A 23,424-nucleotide genomic window follows, 5' to 3' on the forward strand; every position below is an offset into this window, starting at 1 on the left:
GTCATACGGTTGTTGCATGAATCGGGGCATAGGCTCGCGAAAGCAACGGTGAATTCGCGATGTCCGGCCAAGAGCCCCGCACGTTCCGCAGCATGTTCATCTCCGACGTCCATCTCGGGTCGAAGGCGGCAAAGGCCGATTTCCTGATCGATTTCCTTAGATATCACGATGCCGACATCATTTATCTCGTCGGCGATATCGTCGATGGGTGGCGCCTGAGACGCAGCTGGCACTGGCCGCAGAGCCACAATGACGTCGTGCAGAAATTGCTGCGCAAGGCGCGAAAGGGCGCCACCATCACCTACATCGCCGGCAACCACGACGAATTCGCCCGCCAGTTCCAGGGCGTGCATTTCGGCGGCATCGTCGTAGCCGACCGCGCCATTCACGAAACCGCCGACGGCAGGCGGCTGCTCGTTATTCATGGCGACCAGTTCGACACGGTCGTGCACAATCAGCGCTGGCTCGCCTATCTCGGCGACCACGCCTACGACGCCGCCATGCAGGTCAACCGTGTGATCACCCGGCTGCGCCAGCTGCTCGGCCTGCCTTACTGGTCGTTTTCGTCCTGGGCCAAGGTCAAGGTCAAGAAGGCGGTGAACTTCATCGGCTCGTTCCAGATGGTACTCAGCGACGAGGCGCGGCGCTCCCATGTCGACGGCGTCATATGCGGCCATATCCATCATGCCGCGATCGAAAACTATGGCGACGTCCAGTACATCAACACCGGCGACTGGGTGGAAAGCTGCACGGCGGTGGTCGAACATTTCGACGGCCGGATGGAAATCCTGACCTGGGCGCATGTCTTGCCCGACGCGCCGGACGAACCCTTCATCCCGATGCTGATCGAGGACCGGGTGGTGCAGGCCGCCTGACTGCGGGTGCCAGGCACAGATTCCGGTGTTAATCGATTAGGCCAATCGGTTTCGTCCGGTTTTTCCTCATGTTAAGGGTCAATCCACACTGCTCGCCGTTCGTGGACGGCAGCGTTATTGGATCGATTCATGCCGCTGCCGCCGCTTTCACCCGAACAGCTCGTCAAGCCTCGCCATTTCGAACTGCGCATGAGCCTGATCTTCGCGACATTGTTCGTGTCGCAGGGCACGCATCTGCCTTACTTCCCGCTGTGGCTGCAGGCGAAAGGTTTTCACGCCGAGCAGATCGCCGTCATCCTGGCGGCTCCGATGTTCCTGCGCGTCGTGACGACGCCGCTGCTCACCGCGCTCGCGGACCGGGCGAGGGACCGCGCCGACGTCTATATCGCGCTCGTCGCGGCATCGATGATCATTTCCGCCGGCTATTTTCTGCCGGCCTCCTACGCCGTCGTGCTTGCGGTGTCGCTGGCGCTGACGATCGTATGGACACCGCATTCGCCGATGGCCGATTCGCTCGCGCTTTCGGGCGTGCGCCGCTTCGGCTCCAACTACACCAGCATGCGCAAGTGGGGTTCGATCTCCTATCTCTGCGCCAACGTGGCCGGTGGTTTCATCCTGACCGCGGCAGGGGCGCAAGCCGTCCCGGCGATCATTTTCGCGGCACTGGGTGCCGCGCTCGTTGCCGCGCTGCTTGCGCCGCGCCTTGGGCGGCCGCGCCTTGCCTCACCGCTTTCGGCCGCGGAGATCCAGCACTCGGCACCAAGTCTCTTCAATGCCTATTTCGTCTATTTCACCCTGGGTGTCGGCATCCTCACCGCCAGCCACGCCTTCCTTTACGGCTTCGTGTCGATCTACTGGAAGTCGATCGGCATCGGCGACACCGTCGTCGGGCTTCTGTGGGCGTGGGGCGTGGTGGCCGAAGTCTGCATGTTCGTGTTTTTCAACCGCATATTCGCCTCCGTGTCGGTCGTCAGGGTGATGGTGATTGCCGGCATCGGCGCGGTCGTGCGCTGGATCGCCTTTCCGCTGATCTGGCCGCTTGGCCTCGGCGTCGCGGGGTTTTTCGGCGTCCAGACCCTGCATTCGGTGTCGGTGGCCATGGTGCTGATCGGCCTGCAGAAAATGATCGGCGAAACGGTCTCGGAAGAGCGCACCGGTGCCGCACAGGGCATCGCCTATTTCTTCAACGGCTTCTTCATGGCCGCCGTGACGCTCGCCTCCGGCCCGCTCTACGACCGTTTCGGGGTCGACGGCTTCCTGGCCATGATCCCGATCGCGATCATCGGCCTGGTGCTGGTCGGACTCGCGGCGCGCTCAGCCCCAAAGCGCCGGATCGGGCGGTGAAACCAAGGATCCCTCATAGGCGAGGCCGGGCACACGATCCCGCGCAAGCAGCAGCGGTCCGTCGAGGTCTACGAAATCGGCGTCCTGGGCGAGCAGCACCGCCGGCGCCATCGCCAGCGACGTGCCGACCATGCAGCCGACCATGACGCCGAAACCCAGTTCGCGGGCGCGGTCGCGCAGCACGAGCGCCGCCGTCAGCCCGCCCGACTTGTCGAGCTTGATGTTGACGGCATCGTAGAGACCGGCGAGCGCGGCCAGATCCCCCGCCTCATGCACGCTCTCGTCCGCGCAGATCGGCACCGGATGCGCGATGTGGCGCAGGATGCCGTCATGGCCCGCCGGCAGCGGCTGTTCGATAAGCGCGATGCCTTGCTCGGCGGCAAAGGCGAGGTTCGCGGCGATGGTGTCATCGTTCCAGCCCTCGTTGGCGTCGAGGATGATGCGGCTGTCGGGCGCGGCCTGCCGGACGGCGCGGATGCGCGCGATGTCGTTGTCGCCGCCGATCTTGACCTTGAGCAGCGGCCGCGCCGCATTGGCACGGGCCTGCGCCGCCATCGCCTCGGGTTCGCCCAGCGACAGCGTGTAGGCCGTCTCGAGCTGATGCAAAGGAGCCGGCCAGACTACGTCCGCCACCGCCTTGCCGCTGATCTTGGCTTCCAGGTCCCACAAGGCGCAATCGATGGCGTTGCGCGCCGCGCCCGCCGGCATGGCGCCGAGCAGGGCTGTCCGGTCCATGCCAGCAGAGATTTGCCCGCGCATGGCCTCTACCGCGGCGCGAACCCCATCCATGGTCTCGCCATAGCGTTTGTACGGCACGCATTCGCCACGGCCCGTGTAATCGCCTTCGCTGATCGTGCAGGTGATCACTTCGGCTTCGGTCTTCGAACCACGCGAAATGGTGAAGGTGCCGGCGATCGGAAAACGCTCGGCCTCGACCGAAATGACACGCGCCATAATTTTCTGCTCCGGCTGTGCGAGAAGGGTCGTCGGCAAATCGACAAGGCCGGACCCGTCAGGCTAAACAGGACGCCATGTTGACCATCGGCAAGCGCGACGCAAGCGGCAAGACCGCCTCGGAGGCTGACCACGAACCGCGCGTGTCGGTCGGTGAGGAAGCAGGCGTTCTCGGGTGCGCCTTCTCGGGAATCTGGACGACGCGCACCGTGGCCGCGGTCGACGCAGAGATGCGCAAAATCGAGAAACGGAGCGGTTTCAAGACTTTGGCGCTCGATCTTTCGCACATCGAGAAGATCGACACCGCCGGCGCGTGGCTGATCGACCGCCTGGTCAGCGCTTTCGAGAAGAAGGGCGTCGAGGTCAGGCTGCAGGGCCAAAGCGACGTTGCCTCGATCCTGCTTGGCGCGGTCGGCGACGCGGTGCGGCGCGAGCCCGAATCGGGGCCGGTCGGGCCGCCCAACATCGTCATTCGCGCGCTGGAGGCGGTTGGCCGCCGCGTCTACGAAATGCGCGACGATTTTCTCGCCTCGATGAACATACTGGGCGCCACGATCCGTGGCGCGCAGATGAAGCTCGGCCGCGGCCATGCCGTCAATCCGGCGGCGATCTTCAACCAGATCGACCGCATGGGCGTCGGAGCCATTCCGGTGGTGGTGCTGATGTCGGCGATCGTCGGCGCCATCGTTGCCCAGCAGGGCGCCTACCAGCTCAGCTATTTCGGCGCCGACATCTTCGTCGTCGACCTCGTCGGCGTGCTGATCCTGCGCGAACTCGGCGTGCTGATGACGGCAATCATGATCGCCGGCCGCTCGGGCAGCGCCATCACCGCCGAAATTGGCTCGATGAAGATGCGCGAGGAAGTGGATGCGCTGAAGGTCATCGGGCTCAACCCCATCGGCGTGCTGGTCTTTCCGCGCCTGGTTGCGCTGGTGATCGCCCTGCCTTGCCTGACCATCATCGCCAATTTTGCCGCACTCGGTGGCGGTATCCTCGCGGCTTGGCTCTATTCCGACATCGCACCCGCCGCCTTCATCGACCGGCTGCGCGTCGCCATCGACCTCAGCACCATTTTCGCCGGCCTGATCAAGGCGCCGTTCATGGCTATGATCATCGGCACCATCGCCTCGGTCGAGGGCATGAAGGTCGGCGGCAGCGCCGAATCGCTTGGTCAGCACGTGACCGCCTCGGTGGTGAAATCGATCTTCGTCGTCATCATCCTCGACGGGCTTTTCGCCATGTTCTATGCAGCGATCGAGTTCTGAAATGGCGATGGGAAACGGCATCGAGACCAGGGCCAAGGAGGGCGCGGATGACAGCGAGATCGTGCTTTCGGCGCATGACATCACCGTTTCCTTCGGCGACAATCTGATCCTCGACAAACTGTCGCTCGATATCTGGCGCGGCGAGATCCTCGGTTTCGTCGGCGCTTCGGGCGCCGGCAAATCAGTTCTGCTGCGCACCATCCTTGGTTTGACGCGCAAGCAGTCCGGCACGATCAAGCTGTTCGGCGTGGATATCGAAAAGGCCGACGATGCCGAACGGCTGCGCATCGACATGCGCCTTGGGGTGCTGTTCCAGCACGGCGCGCTGTTCTCGGCGCTGACGGTGCTGGAAAACGTCCAGGTGCCGATGCGCGAATATCTCGACCTGCCGCGCAAGCTGATGGACGAACTGGCGATGCTCAAGGTCGAACTGGTCGGGCTGCCGCCGGACGCGGCGCAGAAATTCCCGTCCGAGCTGTCGGGCGGCATGATCAAGCGCGCGGCACTCGCTCGCGCGCTGGCGCTCGATCCCGACATCGTCTTCCTCGACGAGCCGACCTCGGGCCTCGATCCGATCAGCGCGGCGGAATTCGACGAGCTGGTGGTCAAGCTGCGCGATACGATGGACCTGACCGTCTACATGGTGACCCACGATCTCGACACGCTTTTCACCGCCTGCGACCGCGTCGCCGTGCTCGGCAAGAAGAAAGTGCTGGTCGAAGGCACCATAGACGACATGCTGAAGAGTGAAGAACCGTGGGTAAAATCGTATTTCCGCGGAAAACGAGCCCGGCAACTTGATCTTGCCGCGCGCGCATAGCCATAAGTGAAGCAATGGAAACCAGAGCCAACTACGTTATTGTCGGCATCTTCACGCTGGTGGCGATCCTGGCGGCGTTCGGCTTCGTCTATTGGACGGCGGCGATCGGCGACAAAGGCGAGACCACATTGTTGCGCGTGCGCATCCCTGGCTCGGCTTCCGGACTTGGCCGCGGCAGCTTCGTGCTGTTCAACGGCGTCAAGGTCGGCGACGTCAGGCGCGTCTATATCGATGTCGACAATCCGACGGTCGCCATCGCCGACACCGAGATCGATCGCATGACGCCGATCACCAAATCGACGCAGGCCGATATCGGCCTGGCGGGCCTGACCGGACAGGCCAATATCGAACTCAAGGGCGCCGACCCCAAGGAAGTAAAACTTCTCGACCAGGCCGAGAAGGAAGGCAAGGTCGCCGAGATCGTGGCCAACCCGTCGGCGGTGACCAATCTTTTGCAGACGGCGCAGAACATCTTCACGCGCGCCGACACGGTACTGACGCAGCTGGAGGGGTTCACCAAGGATGTGCGCGGGCCGCTGACGCAGACCGTGCAGAATGTGCAGACGTTCTCCGACGCGCTGGCCAGGAATTCCGACGGCGTCGACAAGTTCCTGTCCGCGGTCAGCGCGCTGTCCGATGAGCTGAAGGGCGTCTCGGGCAAGCTCGACGGCACGCTGAAGGCGGCCGAAGGGCTGCTCAATGCGGTCGACAAGGACAAGATCAAGAGCATCGTCGCCAATGTCGATACGGTGACCGGCAACCTCAAGGAAACGTCCAAACAGCTCAATGGCGTGATCAGGAATGTCGATACGGCCGTGGGATCGGTCAATGATTTCGCCAAGCAGACGCAAGGTACGCTGGCCAAGGTCGACAGCGTGCTCGACGGCATCGATCCGGCGCAAGTGCGCACGGCTCTGGCCAACATCCAGAAGGCAAGCGAAAGCGCCGACAAGGCGGCCTCGGACATCGCCAAGGTGACCGGCAAATTCGCGAACAGGGCGGACGACATCGACGAGACGATCAAGGATGCGAGGCAGCTCGCGCAGCGGCTCAACGACGCCTCGGTGCGCGTCGACGGCATCCTGGCCAAGGTCGACAAGCTGCTCGGCTCGGGCCAGGCGGACGGCGTGATGGCGGACGCCAGGGACACGCTGAGGTCGTTCAAGCAGGTTGCCGATACGCTGAATTCGCGGCTTGGCGTCATCACAGACAATATAGCCCGGTTTTCCGGCCAGGGCCTTTCGAATGTCGAGGCGCTGGTTCAGGACAGCCGCCGTTCGATCAGCCGCATCGAGGAGGCGGTTACCGACCTCAGCCGCAATCCGCAGCGCATCCTGTCGGGCGGCGAGGGCGAGGTTCGGCAGTACGATGGCAGGGCGCGGCGTTGACTTCGGTCTCGGCTCGCCCCAGAAACAGTGTCTGCATCCGCGGGTTGTTGTTACAATCCAGGGATAGTGAGGCCGGGGACAGCAGGGATCGCGCGTGAAGTCGACGATTGTGTTCAGATCGGGCGTGGCCTTGCTTGCCTTGACCCTTGCCGGTTGTGCCGCGCTGCCGGGCGGCGGGCCTGCGCCGCTTGACACATTCGAACTGTCGGCGCCGTCGGTCGAGGCGCATGGCCACAGCCGTCGCCAGATCCTGATCGCCCAGCCATCCGCGCTCAAGGCGCTGGACAGCCAGAACATCGTCATAAAGCCGTCCCCACGCTCGATCCAGTACCTCAAGGGCGCGCAATGGGCGGACCGGCTGCCGCTGATCGTGCAGGCTCGGCTGGCCGAGACGTTCCAGCGCTCGGGCAGCTTCGCCGGCGTGGGCAAGCCGGGCGAGGGACTGGCGATCGATTACCAGGTCATCGTCGAGATCCGTTCGTTCGAAGTCCGTGTCGACGGCGGCGATCATGCCGAGGTCGACCTGTTCGTGCGCATCCTCAACGACCGCAACGGCGAGGTGCGTGCGTCCAAGAGCTTTACGGCGACCGCGCCCGTCTCGGGCAGCGGCAACCAAGGCTATGTCGGCGCGCTCGATGCTGCTTTCGGCGACGCGGCCAAACAGATCGTGCGCTGGACCGATTCGGCGGTCTGAGCGGCGATCCCGGGCGGGCGCCAGCCACCAGGCTACAAGCGGTCGAAGGCGTCCGGCCGCAGCTTTCCGGCCTTCATCAGGTGCTGCAGGGTGTAGGTTACGGACAGCGCGTCATCGAGCGCATCGTGTCCCTGCAATGGCGGGTGTTGAACGCCATAATAGTCGGCAAGCTTGTTGCTCGGCGTCCTTGCCAGGTCCTCGATCGGCATCCCGGCCGAGATCAGCAGCTTTACGGCATTGTCAAAGCGGGCCGCCGGGAAGGGAGCAGGAATGCCTGCGATATAGCAGCTGATGGCTATCATGTTCAGTTCGTCCTTGCCCCAGGACCAGAATCGCGCCCCACCCGAGAAACGATCGATGTCAACAAGGGCTTCTCCTAGCGCGACCCCCTCGATCTCCAGCTTTTCTTCTGTGATGCCAGTCAGTTCGGTGAAGAAAGGGTCGAGCGCGTATCTCCTGCCAAACCGGTCGATCGGTCTGACATAGGCCTTGTGCGTGCCCAGGACGGGAAAGTCGTCTTCGAGCCCAAGCCTGACCGCGCCGATCTGCGCGATGACCGGGTCGGGATCGTGGGCCGCGCACCAGAATCTGCGTTGCGAGCCCTCAAGGCAAAGAAACTCGCAGTCGAATATGATCGCCGTCTTCACAAGTCAGAGATCCAGTTCCGGATGCGACGTCCACCCTTCCAAGCCAAAAGGCGGGAGACAAGTCCCCCGCCTTTTTTCATTGGCTGTCTGCCGCTGCCTAGTGCAGGCGGCCGCTGGCGTGGGCCAGCATGGTGTAGACCTTGCCTGTATCCGAGGTCAGGTAGGTCTGCGCCATGATGTTGTCGCGGTCGTTGCGCGACACGTCCTTCAGCAGCTTCTCGAAATCATCGCAATAGCGGTCGACGGCGGCGCGGAACTCTGCCTCCGTCTGATACTTGCGACGGATCTCGTCGAACGTCTGCTGGCCCTTCAGCGTATAGAGCCGCCGCGTGAACACGTCACGCTCGCCGCGCCGGTACCGGTTCCACAGTTCGATCGACGCATCGTGATCGATGGCCCGTGCGATGTCGACGGACAGCGAGTTCAGCGACTCCACGACGTGGAGCGGCGAACGCTGGGCAGGGGCGGCGCGCGGTGCTTCGGCGGGTGTTGCAGGCTTGGCTTCGTCCTCGCGTGACGCCCCGCTCAGGAGATCGCGCACCCAGCCGCCCTGTTGCGTGCGGGCGCCGGCGTCGGAACGCTGGCGCGGCGCCGTGTCGGCGGGGCGCTCCAGGTCAAGCGTGCCGCGTAGCGCCGTGCCGCCCGACGGCGCCTGCGGCGCGCGAAGTTCCGGCTGTGGCGCGGGAGCGCGGCGCGGCGGCTCTGCCGCGCGGGGCGCTGCCGGGGCTTGCGGCGCCGGGCGCAAATTGCGCGATTCCGAGGGCTCTCCACCACTGCGGCCGGACTTCGCAACGATGTCCGAAAGCTCCTTCAGGGCGTTGATCTGCTCGGAAACCGCGCGGCGGATGGCCGATGTCGATTCCTTGGCCTCTTCCGGCATCTCGATGACGCCCTTCTTGAGCTCGGCGCGGGTGAGGTCGAGCTCGCTCTTGATGGCGCCGGCGGTGCGGCGCATCTCCTCGGTCGCGTCGGAGAAGCGCTTGGTCGCCGAATCGACGACGTCGGTGATGGCGTTGCGGATCTTGTCGGCCGATTCCAGCGTCCTGCCTTCCGCATTTTGCAGCGTCTGGCCGACCAGATTCTCGAACGAGCGCATGACCCTTTCGAGATCTTCCGACTTCTTGACCAGGCCGACAGCGAGATCCTCGAGCGAAGACTGCCTTTCGAGCGTGTGTTCGAGGTTGCTCTGGGCCGAGCTCAGGAGGTCCGAAGCACCGGCGAGCAGGCGGCTGTGTTCATCGAACTTGGTGGCGATCGACGCGACCTCGCGCAAGGTCGACGACGACAGTTCCGTCAGCCTTGTCGTGTTCGAATCGACCAGCCTTGCCGAGCTGGCGAAGGTCTGCGCCGCTTTCTCGGTGGTTGCCGCGAAGCTTTGCGTGCTGCCGGTCAGGCGTTCGTCGACCTGGCCGAGATTGGCCGCGGCCTGTTCGATCAGCTGACCGAGCTGCGCGCTCGACGTGGTCATGCGGCCGATCAGGTCGGCGACACTGTCGGATAGCGACGAGCGGGCACCTTCGACCGCCGACAGGGTCTCTGCGGTGCGGCTGGCGAGCGCGTTGACGAGGGCTGCGTTTTCGCTGCGCAGCTTCTCGGCGGCACGTTCGGTGACCTCTTCCATGCTCTTTTGCAGTTCCGAGCCGCCCTGGGCGAAACGCTCGACCAGCGGCCGCGCGGTCTCGTCGAGGATCTTCGACATCTCCGCCGACCGTGCCGCAAGCATGGTGTTGAGCTCGCGGGTGTTGGCGCCGATCGTCTTGGCGGCGTCGTTGGTGCTCTGGCCGATATGCTGGCCGACCGCGGTAAAGGTCTCCGCGATGACATTGGCGCGCGACACGAGTTGCGCCTCGGCGCTCGACACCTGCTCGTTGAGCTTCTGGCCCATCGTCTCGGCGGTATGGGCGAGCCGGTTCTCGACGCTGGCGATCTGCTCTTCGACGCGGGCAGCAGCCGTTGCCGCGGTCGATGCGAGCCGCTCGTCGGCGCCGGCGAGCGCCTGCTCGATTTCACGGGCATGCGCGGCCAGCTCCTGGCCGGTCTGGCGCGCACGGTCGGCGACCCTCTGCTCTGTGCTGGTGAAGGCGCCGACGATGCTCTCAGCATGTTCGCCGATGGTCGAGGTGCTGGCGGCGATGCGGGAAACCAGTCGGTTGTCCGCATCATCGAAGATGCGGGCGATTTCGGAGGCGCGGCCTGACAGCGCTTCCGAACCTTCGGCGATGCGCGAGACCAGGTGCTGGTCGGCGGCATCGAAGATGCGGCCGAGATCCGCTGCACGCGCGGCAAGAGCTTCGGCCGATTCGCCGATGCGCATGCCGAGCCGCTGATCGGCGCCTTCGAAATTGCGCAGGATATCGCCGGCGCGCGCGGCCAGCGACTGTGCCGTTTCGACGGCCCGGGCAACCAGCTTCTGGTCGGCCGCGTCGAAGGTGCCGGCAATCTCGCTCACCCGAGCCGCCAACTGGTCGGCGGTCTCCTGGGCGCGGGCGGCCAGCTTCTGGTCGGCCGCGTCGAACGTGCCGGCGATTTCGCTCGCACGGGCGGCAAGCTGATCGGCGGTTTCATGGGCTCGCGCCAGCAAGGAACTGGACGCATCGTCCGCGCGGGCAAGCAAGGCGCTCGACGTGTCTTCCGCACGGGCGTGGAGACGGCGATCCGCCTCCTCGAAGGTGCGGGCGATGTCTTCGGCCCGGGCCAGCAGGGCAGCCGAGGTCTGCTCGGCGCGCTCGGCGATCTTGCGATCCGCATCGGAGAAGGCTTGGCCCGCCTGCTCATGCAGGACGCTGGTGACTTCCAGGACCTTCTCGCGCAAGGCGCCGGCCACGAAGACGGCGCTCTTCTCGAGCACGTTGCGCACATTGTCGACGCCTGTCGACAGCGCACGCTCCATGGTGCCCGCACGCTCCTCGATGATGCCGGTCTGGTGACTGAACGCCTGCTCGATCTTGTCCACGTCGGCGGCGATCGCAGCGGAGATGTCGGTGCTCCTGGCCGCGATCTGGTCGATGTGACCCGACAGCGAACGATCGATGTCCTTGCGGGTCTCGGCGAGCCTGCCGAGATCGTCTTCCAGCGCGCGGCTCAGCACGTCGCGGCCTTCGGCCAGCTTGCCGACATGTCCGGCGATGATGCCGTCGAGATCGCCACGGCTCTCCGACAGCCTCTGCAGATCGGCCTCCAGCGCGCGCTTGAGGATGTCGCGGCCTTCGGCCAGCTTCTCGACCTGGCCGGCGACAAGGCCGTCGATGCTCGAGCGGCTTTCGGCCAGCTTGGCGAGATCGTCTTCGAGTGCCTTCGACAGCACCGAACGCTCCTGGACAAGCCGCTCGGAGTGGCTATTGACCAGTCCGTTGACGTTTTCCAGATCGTCTTCGAGTGCCTTCGACAGCGCCGAACGATCCTGGACAAGCCTTTCGGAGTGGCTGTTGACGAGACTGTTGACGTTTTCGAGGTCGGCTTCGAGCGCCCGGGCGAATTGTCCCCGATCTTCGACCAGTTTCTGGGACTGATCGGCGACGGTGCTCTTGATCGTGTTGAGATCGGCTTCCAGCGCACGGCGCAGGATGTCGCGGCCTTCGGCCAGCTTCTCGACCTGGCCGGCCACCAGCCCGTCGATGCTCGAACGGCTTTCGGCCAGCTTGGCGAGATCCTCCTCAAGCGCTTTCGACAAGGTCGAACGGTCCTGGACCAGCTTGTTCATGTGGTCGGCAATGACGCTGTTCACGTTCTGCAAGTCCGCCTCGAGAACCCGCGACAGCTGCCCGCGGTCCTCGGCCAGCCTCTCGGACTGGCTCGATATGACGCCCTTGATCGCGTTGAGGTCGGATTCCAGCGCCCGCCTGAGAATATCGCGGCCTTCGGCCAGTTTCTCGACCTGACCGGCGACCAGGCCGTCGATGCTCGAGCGGCTCTCGGCGAGCTTGGCAAGGTCGGCTTCAAGGGTCTGCGACAGCAGGCTGCGATCCTCGGCCAGGCGGCCCGAATGGTCTTCGATCAGCCCGCGTATGCTGGACAGATCGTCCTCCAGCGAACGGCCGAGCTGCGAGCGGTCTTCCGCCAGTTTGGCCGAATGCGCCTCGATGAGGTCCTTGATGCCGGCGATGTCGTTCTCCAGCGCCTTGGCGAGTACCGCGCGGCCCTCGGCGATCTTCTCGACCTGACCGGCGACAAGGCCATCAATGTCGGCGCGCGTGTCCACGAGCTTGCCGAGGTCGGTTTCGAGCGCGCGCGAGAGAATGTTGCGGCCCTCGGCCAGCTTGCCAACATGTCCAGCAACCATTTCGTCAATGATTGTACGGGCTTGCACCAGCTTTCCGGAGTCTTCGTTGAGAGCCTGGGAGAGCCGGTTGCGGCCTTCTTCCAGCCTTTCGAGGTGGCTGCCGAGCGAAGCGTCGATGGCAGCGCGCGATTCGTTGACCTTGCGCAGATCTTCTTCGAGAGCGCGCGCGATCAGGCTGCGGCCTTCGGCCAGCTTCTGCACCTGGTCGGTTACCGCAGCATCGATGCCGGCACGGCTCTCGGCGAACTTGGCCAGATCGGCCTGCATCGCGGCCGCCATGCGCTCGCGGCTCTCGGAAAGGCTGCGGCTGTGATTTTCGACCGCTTCCTCTATGCCCACGCGGGCATCGGCAAGCCGCTGGATATCGGCATCGAACGAGCGCGAGACGACGTGGCGCGCCGCTTCCATGCGTCCGGCGAAATCGCTGGCGCGCGCTTCGAGCATGGACGAGGTCGATGTGACGATATCGGCCATGTCGGCGCCGATCTGGGTCTTGCCCTGGTCGATCATCGCCGTCAGCGTGTCCTTGCTCTCGGCGAAGGTGTGGGCGATTTCGCGCGCGCGTTCGACCAGCGTTTCGTTGATCTGCCGGGCACGGGCTTCGAGTGCTGCGTTGAGCTTCTGCGTGCCGGTGTCGAGAGCCTCGGCGCGGGTCTGGAACTCGCTGATCAGCGCCTGGCCGCGCTCGGCGAGCGTGCGCTCGATGCCGTTGAGGCTGGCCTCGAATTCCGAATTGAGTGTGCGCGCGGCGCCACCAAGCAGCGACACCATGCCGTTGGTGCGATCGTCGAGCAGGTCGGTCAACGACCGGGTCAGGCCGTCTGTCGTGTCCGTCAGCTTGGCGATGCGCGTGTCGAGCAGGCTGGCGAAAGCCTCGCCGGAAGTCGAAAGCTTGTCGGTTATGGTGTCGAGCCGTCCTTCCACCGAATCGAAGATCGACAGCGAACTTTCGTTGATGCGGTCGATAAGCGTGTCGCCGGAATTGGTGATGGTCATCGACAGTTTGGTCGATGCATTGAGAATGCTGTCGCGGATGAGGTCGCTGGCAGCGCCGATTTCGTCCTTGAGGGTGTCGTGCGCGCCGGCGATCGAAGCGCGAACCCGCTCCGCATGGCTGACGACCGCCTCGCGCTCGCTGCCGAGCCCGTCGACGAGCGAGCGGATGCGGGTTTCGTTTTCCGAATAGGAGCGCTCGATCTGGTTGACCTCGCTGTGGACCAGCGTTTCCAGTTCGACGGCGCGGGCCAGCGTGCGTTCGATGCCTTCGCCCATGGCGGCCACCTCGCGGCGGACGGCCTGGCCGATCATCATGACGCGATCCTGGGCCATGTTTTCCGGCTCGGTGAGGCGGAAGGCCACTTCCGTCATCGACTGGGCGGCGATGCGCATGTCCTGCGCGCGGCGAATCATGGCGGCGAAGGCCCAGAACAGGATGACCGGCACGATGGCCGCGACAGCAAGGCCGATCAGTTCGGGACGGGCGAAGAACTGGTCGAGCGTGCGGATCCTCCAGATGCTCGGCCCGAAGAGGAGGTTGGCCAATCCGCCCGCGCCGGCGATCCAGGCCAGCGAAACGAAGGCGATAACCCAGTAGATCGTGTTCGAGGCGCGCCGGTTGAGGCTGTGCAGAAGCGTCTTGTAATCCTTCTGACGATCGTCATTGGCCGGCGAGAAGCCGGCGGGCTGACCGCCATTGCGTGTTTCGACGGGGCGCAGTTCGGCGGGTCTGGTCTTTGGCGCGGGATTCGCGGCCTGGGCTTGGTTGACGACGGGTGCCTGCGTCTGATTGCGTCCCTCGCGCGCCAATTCGTCGGCGGCCTGGGATATCTGCGCTTCCAGATCTTCCATCGAGGCCGCTATATCGAGGTCGCCGCTGCCGGTGTCGCCGCTGAGGTCGAGATCGAGTGCCTTCTCGAGTTCCCTGGCCACATCGTTGTCCAGAGATCTGGTCGTCGTTGTTTTCTTCGCCATGCCTTCGCTACCCTGTACTAGCTGCCGCGGGCTTATGATTTTGGTTGTCGCACCCACGCGCAGGAGGCTGAAAATGGACCCCTCGTATCGTAATGACACAGGGGGGTAAAGAAAACATGCATTCCGCGGGATACGTAAAACTTTAAATATAAGGTTAACGGAAGCGTGATTCCGGCGCCGCTTTCGCAACATTTTTTCCGGCCATCCATTAACCCGTTGTCCATTGGATTCGCCTAGTTTTTCAGGCGGCCGAAGAAGCGGAGTTCGAGTTCATGCGTGGCGAAAGCGGCATTGCCTTTTCAATGCCCGGGGGCGATGTATCGGGAACGAGGCGGTCCCGACCGATCGATTTGGCACACCTTGCGCGGCAGACGATGGGCGACCGCGGCCTCGAACAGGAGGTGCTGGCGCTCTTTGTACAACAGGCGCTGTCGGTGCGCGACAGGATAGTCGATGCGGACATCAAGGACCGGCTGCTCCTGGCGCACGGCCTGAAGGGTTCGGCGCGTGGTGTCGGGGCCTTTGCCATTGCCGATTGCGCCACCGAGATAGAACGGCAGCCGGAAGACAGCCAGACGCTTACGCGGCTCGGCAAACTGATCGACGAAGTGCGCGATTTCATCGCCGCCATCAACCGCTAGACCCGTTTGCGGAAAAACGTCACCGAGCGGCGCTTTCTCGCCGCAGTTGACTTGTGTGCCCGAGTGATTATCTCGGCGGAAACTCCCTCAGGTGACAAATGACCAAACTGACCTTCATTGCCCATGACGGCACACATTTCGACGTGGATGCCGAGAACGGCTCGACGGTCATGGAAAACGCCATCCGCAATGCCGTGCCGGGTATCGAAGCGGAGTGCGGCGGCGCCTGCGCCTGTGCAACCTGCCACGTCTATGTCGACGAGGCCTGGACGGCGGAAGTCGGCGAGCCGGAAGCAATGGAAGAGGACATGCTGGACTTTGCCTACGACGTCCAGCCGAATTCGCGGCTATCGTGCCAGATCAAGGTGCGCGACGCGCTCGACGGACTGGTGGTGCGGGTGCCCGAGCGCCAAGGCTAAAAGCCGATTTTTGCCCGAGGCAATGAATCCGGGCAGGGGGTTCCTTGGGGGCCGGCTGTTGACGTCGCCTTGAATGGAAAACCCGCCTGTGCGGCGGGCCTCCGGCGCAACTCAGCACCACAACCAAATATCTACCATAGTTGCGGGCACCCCGTCAAGAAAAAATTCCTATCGTGAGAAGCTGCCCTGCCATGAAAAGGTGGCGGGGCAGCCGGACTGGCAGTCGTCCATCCCTTGCAACCCGAGTTCGCAGCTCTGATTTTTGCGGCTGCCGCTTGGCAGCAAGCCGGAGGTCATGCAGTCTCACGCCAATCCAGCAGCGAGGCGCGCACCATGACCGGCATCACCAGGACAGACGTACTCATTGTCGGGGCAGGGCCGGTCGGCCTGTTCGCCGTGTTCGAGCTCGGCCTGTTCGACATGAAGTGCCACCTGATCGACATCCTCGACCGGCCCGGCGGCCAATGCGCGGAACTCTATCCGGAAAAGCCGATCTATGACATTCCCGGCTGGCCGTCGATCTCGGCGCAAGGGCTGGTCGACAAGCTGCTCGAGCAGATCGCGCCGTTCAAGCCTGATTTCACCTACAATCGCATGGTCTCCAGCCTGGAGAGGTTGGAGGACGGCGGCTTTCGCGTCACCACCGACGAGAACGAGGTGTTCGAGGCCAAGGTGGTGGTGATCGCCGCCGGCGGCGGCTCGTTCCAGCCGAAACGCCCGCCCATCCCGGGCATCGAACCCTATGAGGGCAAGAGCGTCTTCTATTCGGTGCGCCGGATGGAAGACTTTCGCGGCCACGACCTCGTTATCGTTGGCGGCGGCGATTCGGCGCTGGACTGGACGCTCAATTTGCAGCCGGTGGCAAAAAGCGTGACCCTGGTCCACCGGCGCCCGGAGTTCCGCGCCGCCCCCGACAGCGTCAACAAGATGTACGCCATGCAGGAGATGAAGCAGCTGGATTTCCAGGTCGGGCAAGTGACCGGCTTGACCGGCGCCGCCGGCCAACTGTCGTCCGCCCTGATCAAGGGGACGGAGGGCGACATCGAAATTCCTTGCACGCGGATGCTGCCCTTCTTCGGCCTGACCATGAAGCTCGGACCGATTGCGGAATGGGGGATCAACCTTCACGAGAACCTGATTCCGGTCGACACCGAGAAGTTCCAGACGTCGGTCCCGGGCATCTTCGCGGTCGGCGACATCAATTGGTATCCCGGCAAGCTGAAGCTCATCCTGTCGGGCTTTCACGAGGTCGCGCTGATGGCCCAGGCCGCCAAGCGCATCGTCAGCCCGGGCGAACGCATCGTCTTCCAATACACGACCTCGTCGACCAGCCTGCAGAAGAAGCTCGGTGTGGCGGAGGCCTCCTGACGCGTATCGCTTCAGTCCGCCAGCACGGGGGCCTCGGGATGGCCGCGCAGCGGTTTTTCGGGCATCAGGCTGAGCGTCAGCAGCGCCATGATCAACATCACCACGGCGGCGACGAAGATCAGCCCGAAGGCGGCAGCTTCGGCACCGGCGCCGGTCGCCTGCGCGCCTTCGCCCGCCAGCGGCAGCCCGTTGCCCAGGGCGACCGCACCGAGGATAGCAACGCCGAGCGCGCTGCCCAGCGAGCGCAGGAACGTCAGAACGCCGGTGGCGACGCCAAGGTGCCTGGGGTCGACTGCGTTCTGGACAGACACCGTGGCCACCGGAAAGGTGGTTCCGCTGCCGAGCCCGACGCATGTCGTCAGGATCTCGACAACCAGCAGCGAGGCGTGCCCCGCCACCAGGCTGAGGACGCCGAGGCATAGAACGGCGAAGGCCAATCCGAAGATGGCGATCCGCTTGTAATGGACGAAACGCGGAATGGTGCGCCCGCTGAATGTCGCGCCGGCCACCGTGCCAAGCATCAGCCCCAGGAGGGCGGTGCCGGATTCGCTTGCCGACAGGCCGATGACCGACTGGAGATAGACCGGCAAGTAGACAGACAGGCCGATATTGGCCGCCTGCAGAAGGAACATGGAGAGCGTGCCGGCAAGGACGATCGGGTTGCTCAGCACCTCGAGCGAAATCAGCGGCTCGGTTGCGCGCAGCAGCCGCAGCGCAAAGGCGCCCCACAGGACCAAGGAACTGGCGACGAGCCCCAGGATCTCCGTCGATAGCCAGGGGTATTCGCTGCCACCCCAGTTCAGCGCCAGAAGCAGCAGGGCCGTGGCGGCGACGAGAAGCAGCGCGCCGAGCCCGTCGATGCGATGCCGTCTTGCCGCGACCGGCAGCTTGCGCAGCGGCTTGTTGATGATGGCCATGGCCAGGATGCCGAGCGGAATGTTGATCCAGAAGATCAGCGACCAATGGAGATGTTCGGCGAACGTGCCGCCGAGCAAGGGCCCGGCGATGCTGGCGACTGCCCAGGTGCCCGAGATCCAGGCCGCATAGCGTGCCCGCTCGCGTGGCGGCACGAGGTCGCCGATGACGGTCTGCGCCAGGGCGAAAAGCCCGCCGCCGCCGGCGCCCTGGATCGCGCGGCCGATCACCAGCACGAACATGTTGGGCGCCATCGCACTGACCAGCGAGCCGGCGAGGAAGATGAGGATCGCGCCATAGACGGTCGGCCGGCGGCCGTAGACGTCGGAGATCTTGCCGTAGAGCGGCGCCATGGCGGTTGCGGTCAGGAGATATCCGGTCACGATCCAGGGCAGGTACTCGGCGTGGCCGAGCGCTCGCGCGATGGTCGGCATGGCCGGTGCCACAATGGTCTGGTCAAGTGCTGCCAGCAGCATCGACAGGAGAACGCCGCCGATAATGGCGTTCTTTTCGCTTTCCGTCAGCGGCGCGCTCGCGGCCGCCACGGCCTGATTGTCGACAGCCTGGTCCATAATCTTTCGTCCATATGCTTGCGCGCGCCGTCCGGTGCGTCGGCTGGGCTAGCCGGGTTGCATCCGCGGCGCGATCGGTCGTGATGCTCGTGTTTGAAAGGTCGTGCCCTTGCCAACCCCTGATATGTCGTCCCGTATAGGCCGATTTCGACCGTTGCCCGGAAATTTTTCGAAGCTGGCACTACGCTTCGGCCCGGTTGGCTCGCACCGCCGCCCCTTAGGCGACATACATCAGGACGTTCACGTCGGCGGCAACCGGCCGTTGCCGATGCGCTCGACGCGATAGCGCAGGAGCCGCAGGATGCGGCTTTCGAAATTGACGCTTTCGACGCGATCGAACTGCACCTGGGCACGGTCGTGTCTGGCGAGAATGGCGGCGGTGATCTGGGCGGCCTTGGCCTTCGCCGCATCGCAGTCCTTCTGCGGGTAAGCGGCTTTCAGCGCGTCTTCCAGTTCGCGGGCGTGATTCTTGGCGATCTCGACATGGCGTTCCTCATGGCGCTTGATGTCGGCCGACAGCGTGTCCCAGAACAGCCGCACATCCGCGTCGGCCTTGCGTGGGCGGCTCCATTCGGGAAGGATAACCTTGACCTTGACGGTCACGGCGGCGTCGGCGATCCGGCAGGAGCCGGACTGCCCGGCATAGCTGATGCGCGTGGTGAAGGCCATCTGTGTGGCGCCGGGATGCCGCGAGCCCGTGCTCTTCACCTGCGGACCACGTTTGGAAAGCTGTGCCTCGATGTCTTCTAGCGTCCTGCCGCCGACGGCGAAGTAGCTATATGTCTTGACGAGATTGGCCGCGCCCGCCGGAACGGCGGTGGCGGCAAGCAGCAATGCGCAAAGCAGGGTTCGTTTCATCAGGTTGCCTCTCGTCCTACCTTGCTTTACGGCCATTGCCGGCGCAACGGAATTGATCTGGTGCGGATCACACATGGTTGATGAGCCCCACGGTTGATGAGCCACACGGTTGATGAGCCCCATGGTTGATGAGCAATGACGGCGAGGCGATGGCAGTTGGCGCACGGGCGTCATCTCGACCTTGGCGACAAGGCCGTGGTGGTCGGCATTCTCAATGTCACGCCCGACAGTTTTTCCGACGGCGGTCTGTTCGATGCCGCCGAAACCGCGCTGGTCCAGGCGCGCCGCATGCTGGGCGAAGGGGCCCTGGTCGTCGATGTCGGCGGTGAATCGACCAGGCCGGGCGCGTCCGCGATCACGGCGGGCGAGGAGCAGGCGCGCATCCTGCCGGTGATCGAGGCGCTGGCGCGTTCCGGCGAGGTGCTGATTTCGGTCGACACCTATCGTGCGGAGACCGCGCGGCTGGCCGTCGCGGCCGGGGCGCATATCGTCAACGACGTCTGGGGCTTGCAGCGCGAGCCGGACATTGCGCGTGTCGCAGCCGAAACCGGCGCGGGGCTCATCATCATGCATACCGGGCGGGATCGCCGGAAACTGCCCGACGTCATCGCCGACCAGTTCGCGTTCCTCGAAAAATCGCTTGAAATCGCCCGCCGACACGGCATCGCCGACGATCATATCGTTCTCGATGCCGGCTTCGGCTTCGCCAAGGAGACGGCCGAGGATAACCTCGACCTGATGGCGCGGTTTTCCGAGCTCAACGCCCTCGGATTTCCGCTGATGGCCGGAACCTCGCGAAAACGCTTCATCGGCACCGTCACTGGCCGCGATGCCGCCGAAAGAGGGGCTGGGACTGCGGCGACAAGCGTCATACTTAGATTGAAGGGCGCCGACCTGTTTCGCGTCCACGATGTCGCAATCAACGTGGACGCGCTGGCCGTGGCGGATGCTATGCTGGCGCGCGAAACCGCCGCCGCTTCGGGACGCTGAACCATGTATGTCATCCGCCTGAAGAACTGCGCCTTCTTTGCCCGGCACGGCGTGCTGGACGAGGAGGAGGCGCTCGGCCAGCGCTTCTATGTCGACGCCTCGCTCACCGTGGAGCCCGGGCGCGCGCTGGTCGACGATGCCATCGGGGAAACCGTCAATTACGGTGTTGCCTTCACGGTGATCGAGGAGATCATCACCGGACACAGGCGCTTCCTGATCGAGGCGCTGGCCCTGGAAGTCGCAAAAGCCCTGACGGAACGCTTCCCGCAGATCAGGAAAGCCGAAATCACGGTCCGCAAGCCGAATGCGCCGGTGCCCGGCGTGCTCGATTACGTCGAGGTGACAGTTGTCTGGCCGCAGTAACACCGTCTATCTCAGCCTTGGCGGCAATCTTGGCGATCCGGCGAGTTCGATGGCGGCGGCGCTGCGCCTGCTCGACGCCGATCCCGCCGCTCGCGTGGCCGCGGTGTCCTCGCTCTACCGCACGCCGCCCTGGGGCAAGCTCGACCAGCCCGACTTCCTGAACGCCGCCGCCGAACTCTCGACACGGCTCTCGCCGCGGGCATTGCTCGACCTGTGCCTCGATGCAGAGCGCAAGCTGAAGCGCGTGCGTGAGGAGCGCTGGGGGCCGCGCCTCATCGATATCGACATCCTGGTTTTCGGCGACCGCGTCATCCACGAAACCGGCCTGGAAGTGCCGCATCCGCGCATGCTTGAACGTGCCTTCGTGCTGGCGCCGCTGGCCGAGATCGCGCCCGATCTTGCGGTAAGCGGGCGAAGCGTCTCGGAGCGGCTGGCCGCCGTCGATGCGGCCGGTATCGAACGCCTGCCGTCGGGCCGCGACTGGTGGCTGGATAGACCAGCGTCAGCCTGAGAACCCGCCATCGTCCAGAAAGGTTTTTTCCTCCGGCGTGGTTTCGCGGCCGAGCATCTTGTTGCGGTGCGGAAAACGGCCGAAGCGCCGGATGATGTCGAGGTGTTCTTCGGCGTATTTGAGGTAGTCCGGCGCATTGGCCGCGGTGAGCTCGACCGACCGTTCCTGGTCGGCGAGCAATTCCGAATGTTCGAACGGCAGATACAGGAACACCCGCAATTCCGGTTCGAGCACCAGGTCCTGGCCGGCCGTTACAGCTTTTTGGGCGAAATGCTTCGCCAGCGGGTCCGTGGCGTACATGTGGCCGGTGCCGCGAAAGCAGTTGCGCGGAAACTGATCGAGCAGGATCATCAACGCCAGCGAGCCTTCGGCATGCTCCGACCAGCCGTCGCATTCGCGCCGTGCGGCCGCGTAATGCAGCTCAAGAAAGCGGTTGCGGAAATCGCCGTCGAAAACATCGCTTTTCTCGAACCATGCGTCCGCTCCGGCATCACGCCAGAATCTGGTGACCGACAGGGCTCCGCTGTCCAAATCCATGCTTTTCTCCTATCAATCCGCCGGCTCGGACTTGTGCAGAACGCCGGCCGTTTCCTCGTTGAGCGCCTGGCCGGGGCGGCGCGGCGTGGAGAGCGGCGTCGGGATCGGCGTGCCGATATTGCCCTTCAGGAAGCGCTGTCCGGAGCGGATGCCTTCGGCGAGTTGCGTCTCGAAGCGGGCGGTGTCGCGGCGGCGGACGTCTTCGACCACCTCGGCGACGTCTTCCGGGTCGACGCCCAGGGCCTCCAGCGTCGAACCGCCAAAAACCAGCGCCGATTCGAATGTTTCACGCAGCTGATAGTCGACGCCTGTACGGATGAGCTGCAGCGCGGTGCCTCGGTCGAAGGCGCGCGCCAGCACGGTAAGCAAGGGAAACTCGGCTTTGACGAGCTCGGCGATGCGCACGGCGGCATCGGGTTTGTCGACGCAGATGAGCACGGCGCGTGCGCGCCCGGCGCCGGCGGCGTGCAGGATGTCCAGCCGCGTGCCGTCGCCGTAATAGACCTTGAAGCCGAAATCGGCCGCTGCCTGGATCATCTCGACATCGTTGTCGATGATCGACACGTCGATGCCGCGCAGCAGCAATGGCTGGCTGGCGATCTGGCCGAAGCGACCGAATCCGATGATCAGCACGCTGCCGGTCAGCCCTTCGGCGACGTCGACGCCATCCAGCGACAGCTCGTCGCGCGGCGTCAGATACCGCAACGCGACGATCGCCAGCGGCGTCAGCACCATGGAGATGATGACGATGGCCGTCAGCGTCGCGTTGGCCTGGCCGTCGATGATGCCGACGGAAGCGGCAGCCGAATAGAGGACGAAGGCGAATTCGCCGCCTTGCGCCATGAAAACGGCGCGTTCCAGCGCCTCGCGATGGCCCGACTTCAGGATGCGGGCGACGATGTAGATGCCGAGCGCCTTCATGACCATGTAGGCAACGACATAGACGGCGATCAGCCGCCAGTTCTGAACCACCACATGCAGGTCGAGCGACATACCCACGGCGAGAAAGAACAGGCCGAGCAGGATGCCGCGAAACGGTTCGATGTCGGCTTCGAGCTGGTGGCGAAAGGTCGATTCGGATAGCAGCACGCCAGCCAGGAACGCGCCCATCGCCATCGACAGGCCGCTGAGCTGCATGGCAAGGGCGGATCCGAGAACGACCAGAAGGGCAGCCGCCGTCATCACCTCGCGGGCGCGGGCATCCGCCAGGATACGGAAGAAAGGGTTGAGCAGAAAACGTCCGGCCAGCACTAGGCCAATGATCGCGGCAAGGCCGATGCCGACCTCGGCCAGCCGCTCCGACAGGCTGGTGTCGGTGCCGCCTGGCGCCAGGAACGCGATCAGGGCCAGCAGCGGCACGATCGCCAGATCCTCCAGCAGCAGGATGGAGACGATGCGCTGGCCCTTGGGCGAGGCGATTTCGCCGCGCTCTTCCAGAAGCTGCATGACGATCGCCGTCGAGGTCAGCACGAAGCCGGCTCCGGCGACGAAGGATTGCGCGATGGAAAAGCCTCCGGCTATTCCCACACCGGTCAGCAAGACCGCGCAGACCCCGACCTGAAGCGCGCCCAGGCCGAAGATCTCGCGGCGCAAGCCCCAGAGCCGCGACGGCTGCATCTCCAGCCCGATAATGAACAGGAACATCACGACGCCGAGCTCGGCGACGTGGAGGATGGCTCCCGATTCGGAAAACACACCGATGCCGAACGGGCCGATCACCACGCCCGCGGCCAGATAGCCGAGAATCGAACCCAGGCCCATACGTTTGAAGATCGGAACGGCGACAACACCCGCGGCGAGCAGCGCCACCACCTGAACAAGCTCGCTGCCCGCTGCCTCTGCCGCCATTCCCGCCATTCCGCTCGTTTGAGGACCGCAGCCTGTGCGATCGGGTCAAGACGCCTCGGATCAGGCGCCAGCGCCCCAAGGATAGGGGCTTCGGCGGGCATGTAACAGCCCGAATCCTGCGGCGGGCAATGTTGCAGGCATGTTACACAAGTTGAGCGCGAGGCC

The 23,424-nt window shown here is 64.4% G+C and carries 19 protein-coding genes; 12 read left to right on the plus strand and 7 right to left on the minus strand.

Translation table 11 applies throughout. The features are described from left to right. The first annotated feature begins 59 nt into the window (after positions 1 to 59). The gene (locus tag FJ490_RS26725) at positions 60 to 875 is read left to right on the plus strand and encodes a UDP-2,3-diacylglucosamine diphosphatase (RefSeq protein WP_140729220.1); all 816 of its coding nucleotides are present in this window, start codon (positions 60 to 62) and stop codon (positions 873 to 875) included. 129 nt (positions 876 to 1,004) lie between these two features. Next, positions 1,005 to 2,219 carry an MFS transporter gene (locus FJ490_RS26730; RefSeq protein WP_140515275.1) on the plus strand — a complete coding sequence of 405 codons (1,215 nt, stop codon included), beginning with the start codon at positions 1,005 to 1,007 and terminating at the stop codon, positions 2,217 to 2,219. On the opposite strand, the gene dgcA is transcribed toward FJ490_RS26730, so the two are convergent. Further along, a complete protein-coding gene (dgcA, locus tag FJ490_RS26735) occupies positions 2,190 to 3,173 on the minus strand; it encodes an N-acetyl-D-Glu racemase DgcA (protein WP_140729219.1) in 984 nt (327 codons plus the stop codon). The two genes, FJ490_RS26730 and dgcA, sit on opposite strands and share 30 nt — an antisense overlap. 77 nt (positions 3,174 to 3,250) lie before the next feature. On the opposite strand from dgcA, the gene FJ490_RS26740 reads away from it, so the two are divergent. From FJ490_RS26740 to FJ490_RS26755, 4 genes are all read left to right on the plus strand, one after another. Further along, entirely contained in the window at positions 3,251 to 4,438 is a 1,188-nt protein-coding gene (locus FJ490_RS26740) for an ABC transporter permease (protein ID WP_140515277.1), read from the plus strand. A 1-nt stretch (position 4,439) separates the two neighbouring features. Further along, positions 4,440 to 5,258, plus strand: a complete 819-nt coding sequence (locus tag FJ490_RS26745; RefSeq protein ID WP_140515278.1) for an ABC transporter ATP-binding protein — start codon at positions 4,440 to 4,442, stop codon at positions 5,256 to 5,258. A 14-nt stretch (positions 5,259 to 5,272) separates the two neighbouring features. Beyond that, a complete protein-coding gene (locus tag FJ490_RS26750; RefSeq protein WP_140729218.1) occupies positions 5,273 to 6,646 on the plus strand; it encodes an MlaD family protein in 1,374 nt (457 codons plus the stop codon). Between the two features lie 94 nt (positions 6,647 to 6,740). Beyond that, positions 6,741 to 7,340 carry an ABC-type transport auxiliary lipoprotein family protein gene (locus FJ490_RS26755; protein ID WP_224618578.1) on the plus strand — a complete coding sequence of 200 codons (600 nt, stop codon included), beginning with the start codon at positions 6,741 to 6,743 and terminating at the stop codon, positions 7,338 to 7,340. A 32-nt stretch (positions 7,341 to 7,372) separates the two neighbouring features. Here FJ490_RS26755 and FJ490_RS26760 read toward each other — a convergent pair whose 3' ends face one another. Then, positions 7,373 to 7,987 carry a 3'-5' exonuclease gene (locus FJ490_RS26760; protein WP_140674540.1) on the minus strand — a complete coding sequence of 205 codons (615 nt, stop codon included), beginning with the start codon at positions 7,985 to 7,987 and terminating at the stop codon, positions 7,373 to 7,375. 97 nt (positions 7,988 to 8,084) lie between these two features. After that, positions 8,085 to 14,237, minus strand: a complete 6,153-nt coding sequence (locus FJ490_RS26765; protein ID WP_140729217.1) for a kinesin — start codon at positions 14,235 to 14,237, stop codon at positions 8,085 to 8,087. A gap of 272 nt (positions 14,238 to 14,509) precedes the next feature. On the opposite strand from FJ490_RS26765, the gene FJ490_RS26770 reads away from it, so the two are divergent. From FJ490_RS26770 to FJ490_RS26780, 3 genes are all read left to right on the plus strand, one after another. Next, on the plus strand, positions 14,510 to 14,878 hold the full coding sequence (locus FJ490_RS26770; RefSeq protein WP_140498914.1) for an Hpt domain-containing protein: 369 nt from the start codon (positions 14,510 to 14,512) through the stop codon (positions 14,876 to 14,878). Positions 14,879 to 14,976: 98 nt separating this feature from the next. Then, positions 14,977 to 15,297 (plus strand): 2Fe-2S iron-sulfur cluster-binding protein, encoded by a 321-nt coding sequence (locus FJ490_RS26775; RefSeq protein ID WP_137931040.1) that lies wholly within the window; start codon positions 14,977 to 14,979, stop codon positions 15,295 to 15,297. A 333-nt stretch (positions 15,298 to 15,630) separates the two neighbouring features. Further along, entirely contained in the window at positions 15,631 to 16,665 is a 1,035-nt protein-coding gene (locus FJ490_RS26780; protein ID WP_140729216.1) for an NAD(P)/FAD-dependent oxidoreductase, read from the plus strand. A gap of 11 nt (positions 16,666 to 16,676) precedes the next feature. Here FJ490_RS26780 and FJ490_RS26785 read toward each other — a convergent pair whose 3' ends face one another. Continuing rightward, a complete protein-coding gene (locus FJ490_RS26785; RefSeq protein ID WP_140656377.1) occupies positions 16,677 to 18,152 on the minus strand; it encodes an MDR family MFS transporter in 1,476 nt (491 codons plus the stop codon). Positions 18,153 to 18,392: 240 nt separating this feature from the next. Continuing rightward, complete coding sequence (locus tag FJ490_RS26790) at positions 18,393 to 19,010, minus strand: DUF922 domain-containing protein (RefSeq protein ID WP_181165355.1); 618 nt, start codon at positions 19,008 to 19,010, stop codon at positions 18,393 to 18,395. 135 nt (positions 19,011 to 19,145) lie between these two features. Here FJ490_RS26790 and folP point away from each other — a divergent pair, with 135 nt between their 5' ends. Genes folP through folK form a run of 3 tightly spaced genes read left to right on the plus strand, consistent with a single transcriptional unit; the run spans position 19,146 to position 20,874 of the window. Beyond that, a complete protein-coding gene (gene folP / locus FJ490_RS26795) occupies positions 19,146 to 20,000 on the plus strand; it encodes a dihydropteroate synthase (protein ID WP_140557791.1) in 855 nt (284 codons plus the stop codon). 3 nt (positions 20,001 to 20,003) lie between these two features. Beyond that, positions 20,004 to 20,363, plus strand: a complete 360-nt coding sequence (gene folB / locus FJ490_RS26800) for a dihydroneopterin aldolase (RefSeq protein WP_140498905.1) — start codon at positions 20,004 to 20,006, stop codon at positions 20,361 to 20,363. Continuing rightward, a complete protein-coding gene (gene folK / locus FJ490_RS26805) occupies positions 20,347 to 20,874 on the plus strand; it encodes a 2-amino-4-hydroxy-6-hydroxymethyldihydropteridine diphosphokinase (RefSeq protein ID WP_140656374.1) in 528 nt (175 codons plus the stop codon). The genes folB and folK overlap by 17 nt, the downstream gene beginning before the upstream one ends. Here folK and FJ490_RS26810 read toward each other — a convergent pair. Then, the gene (locus tag FJ490_RS26810; protein WP_140584347.1) at positions 20,866 to 21,411 is read right to left on the minus strand and encodes a DUF924 family protein; all 546 of its coding nucleotides are present in this window, start codon (positions 21,409 to 21,411) and stop codon (positions 20,866 to 20,868) included. The genes folK and FJ490_RS26810 overlap by 9 nt on opposite strands. A gap of 12 nt (positions 21,412 to 21,423) precedes the next feature. Continuing rightward, positions 21,424 to 23,259, minus strand: coding sequence for a monovalent cation:proton antiporter-2 (CPA2) family protein (locus FJ490_RS26815; RefSeq protein ID WP_140515288.1), 1,836 nt, complete (start codon positions 23,257 to 23,259; stop codon positions 21,424 to 21,426). Positions 23,260 to 23,424 lie beyond the last annotated feature (165 nt).

It is taken from the genome of Mesorhizobium sp. B2-5-11 (assembly GCF_006440835.1).
GTDB lineage: Bacteria > Pseudomonadota > Alphaproteobacteria > Rhizobiales > Rhizobiaceae > Mesorhizobium.

What these genes read in the sequence shown, in the direction of transcription:
- folP (WP_140557791.1), top strand. Translation starts at nt 19,146, where the DNA reads ATGACGGCGAGGCGATGGCAGTTGGCGCACGGGCGTCATCTCGACCTT.
- FJ490_RS26730 (WP_140515275.1), top strand. Translation starts at nt 1,005, where the DNA reads ATGCCGCTGCCGCCGCTTTCACCCGAACAGCTCGTCAAGCCTCGCCAT.
- FJ490_RS26785 (WP_140656377.1), bottom strand. Translation starts at nt 18,152, where the DNA reads ATGGACCAGGCTGTCGACAATCAGGCCGTGGCGGCCGCGAGCGCGCCG.
- FJ490_RS26725 (WP_140729220.1), top strand. Translation starts at nt 60, where the DNA reads ATGTCCGGCCAAGAGCCCCGCACGTTCCGCAGCATGTTCATCTCCGAC.
- FJ490_RS26815 (WP_140515288.1), bottom strand. Translation starts at nt 23,259, where the DNA reads ATGGCGGCAGAGGCAGCGGGCAGCGAGCTTGTTCAGGTGGTGGCGCTG.
- FJ490_RS26790 (WP_181165355.1), bottom strand. Translation starts at nt 19,010, where the DNA reads ATGAAACGAACCCTGCTTTGCGCATTGCTGCTTGCCGCCACCGCCGTT.
- folB (WP_140498905.1), top strand. Translation starts at nt 20,004, where the DNA reads ATGTATGTCATCCGCCTGAAGAACTGCGCCTTCTTTGCCCGGCACGGC.
- FJ490_RS26810 (WP_140584347.1), bottom strand. Translation starts at nt 21,411, where the DNA reads ATGGATTTGGACAGCGGAGCCCTGTCGGTCACCAGATTCTGGCGTGAT.
- FJ490_RS26750 (WP_140729218.1), top strand. Translation starts at nt 5,273, where the DNA reads ATGGAAACCAGAGCCAACTACGTTATTGTCGGCATCTTCACGCTGGTG.
- FJ490_RS26770 (WP_140498914.1), top strand. Translation starts at nt 14,510, where the DNA reads ATGCGTGGCGAAAGCGGCATTGCCTTTTCAATGCCCGGGGGCGATGTA.
- FJ490_RS26745 (WP_140515278.1), top strand. Translation starts at nt 4,440, where the DNA reads ATGGCGATGGGAAACGGCATCGAGACCAGGGCCAAGGAGGGCGCGGAT.
- FJ490_RS26765 (WP_140729217.1), bottom strand. Translation starts at nt 14,237, where the DNA reads ATGGCGAAGAAAACAACGACGACCAGATCTCTGGACAACGATGTGGCC.
- dgcA (WP_140729219.1), bottom strand. Translation starts at nt 3,173, where the DNA reads ATGGCGCGTGTCATTTCGGTCGAGGCCGAGCGTTTTCCGATCGCCGGC.
- FJ490_RS26740 (WP_140515277.1), top strand. Translation starts at nt 3,251, where the DNA reads ATGTTGACCATCGGCAAGCGCGACGCAAGCGGCAAGACCGCCTCGGAG.
- FJ490_RS26780 (WP_140729216.1), top strand. Translation starts at nt 15,631, where the DNA reads ATGACCGGCATCACCAGGACAGACGTACTCATTGTCGGGGCAGGGCCG.
- FJ490_RS26775 (WP_137931040.1), top strand. Translation starts at nt 14,977, where the DNA reads ATGACCAAACTGACCTTCATTGCCCATGACGGCACACATTTCGACGTG.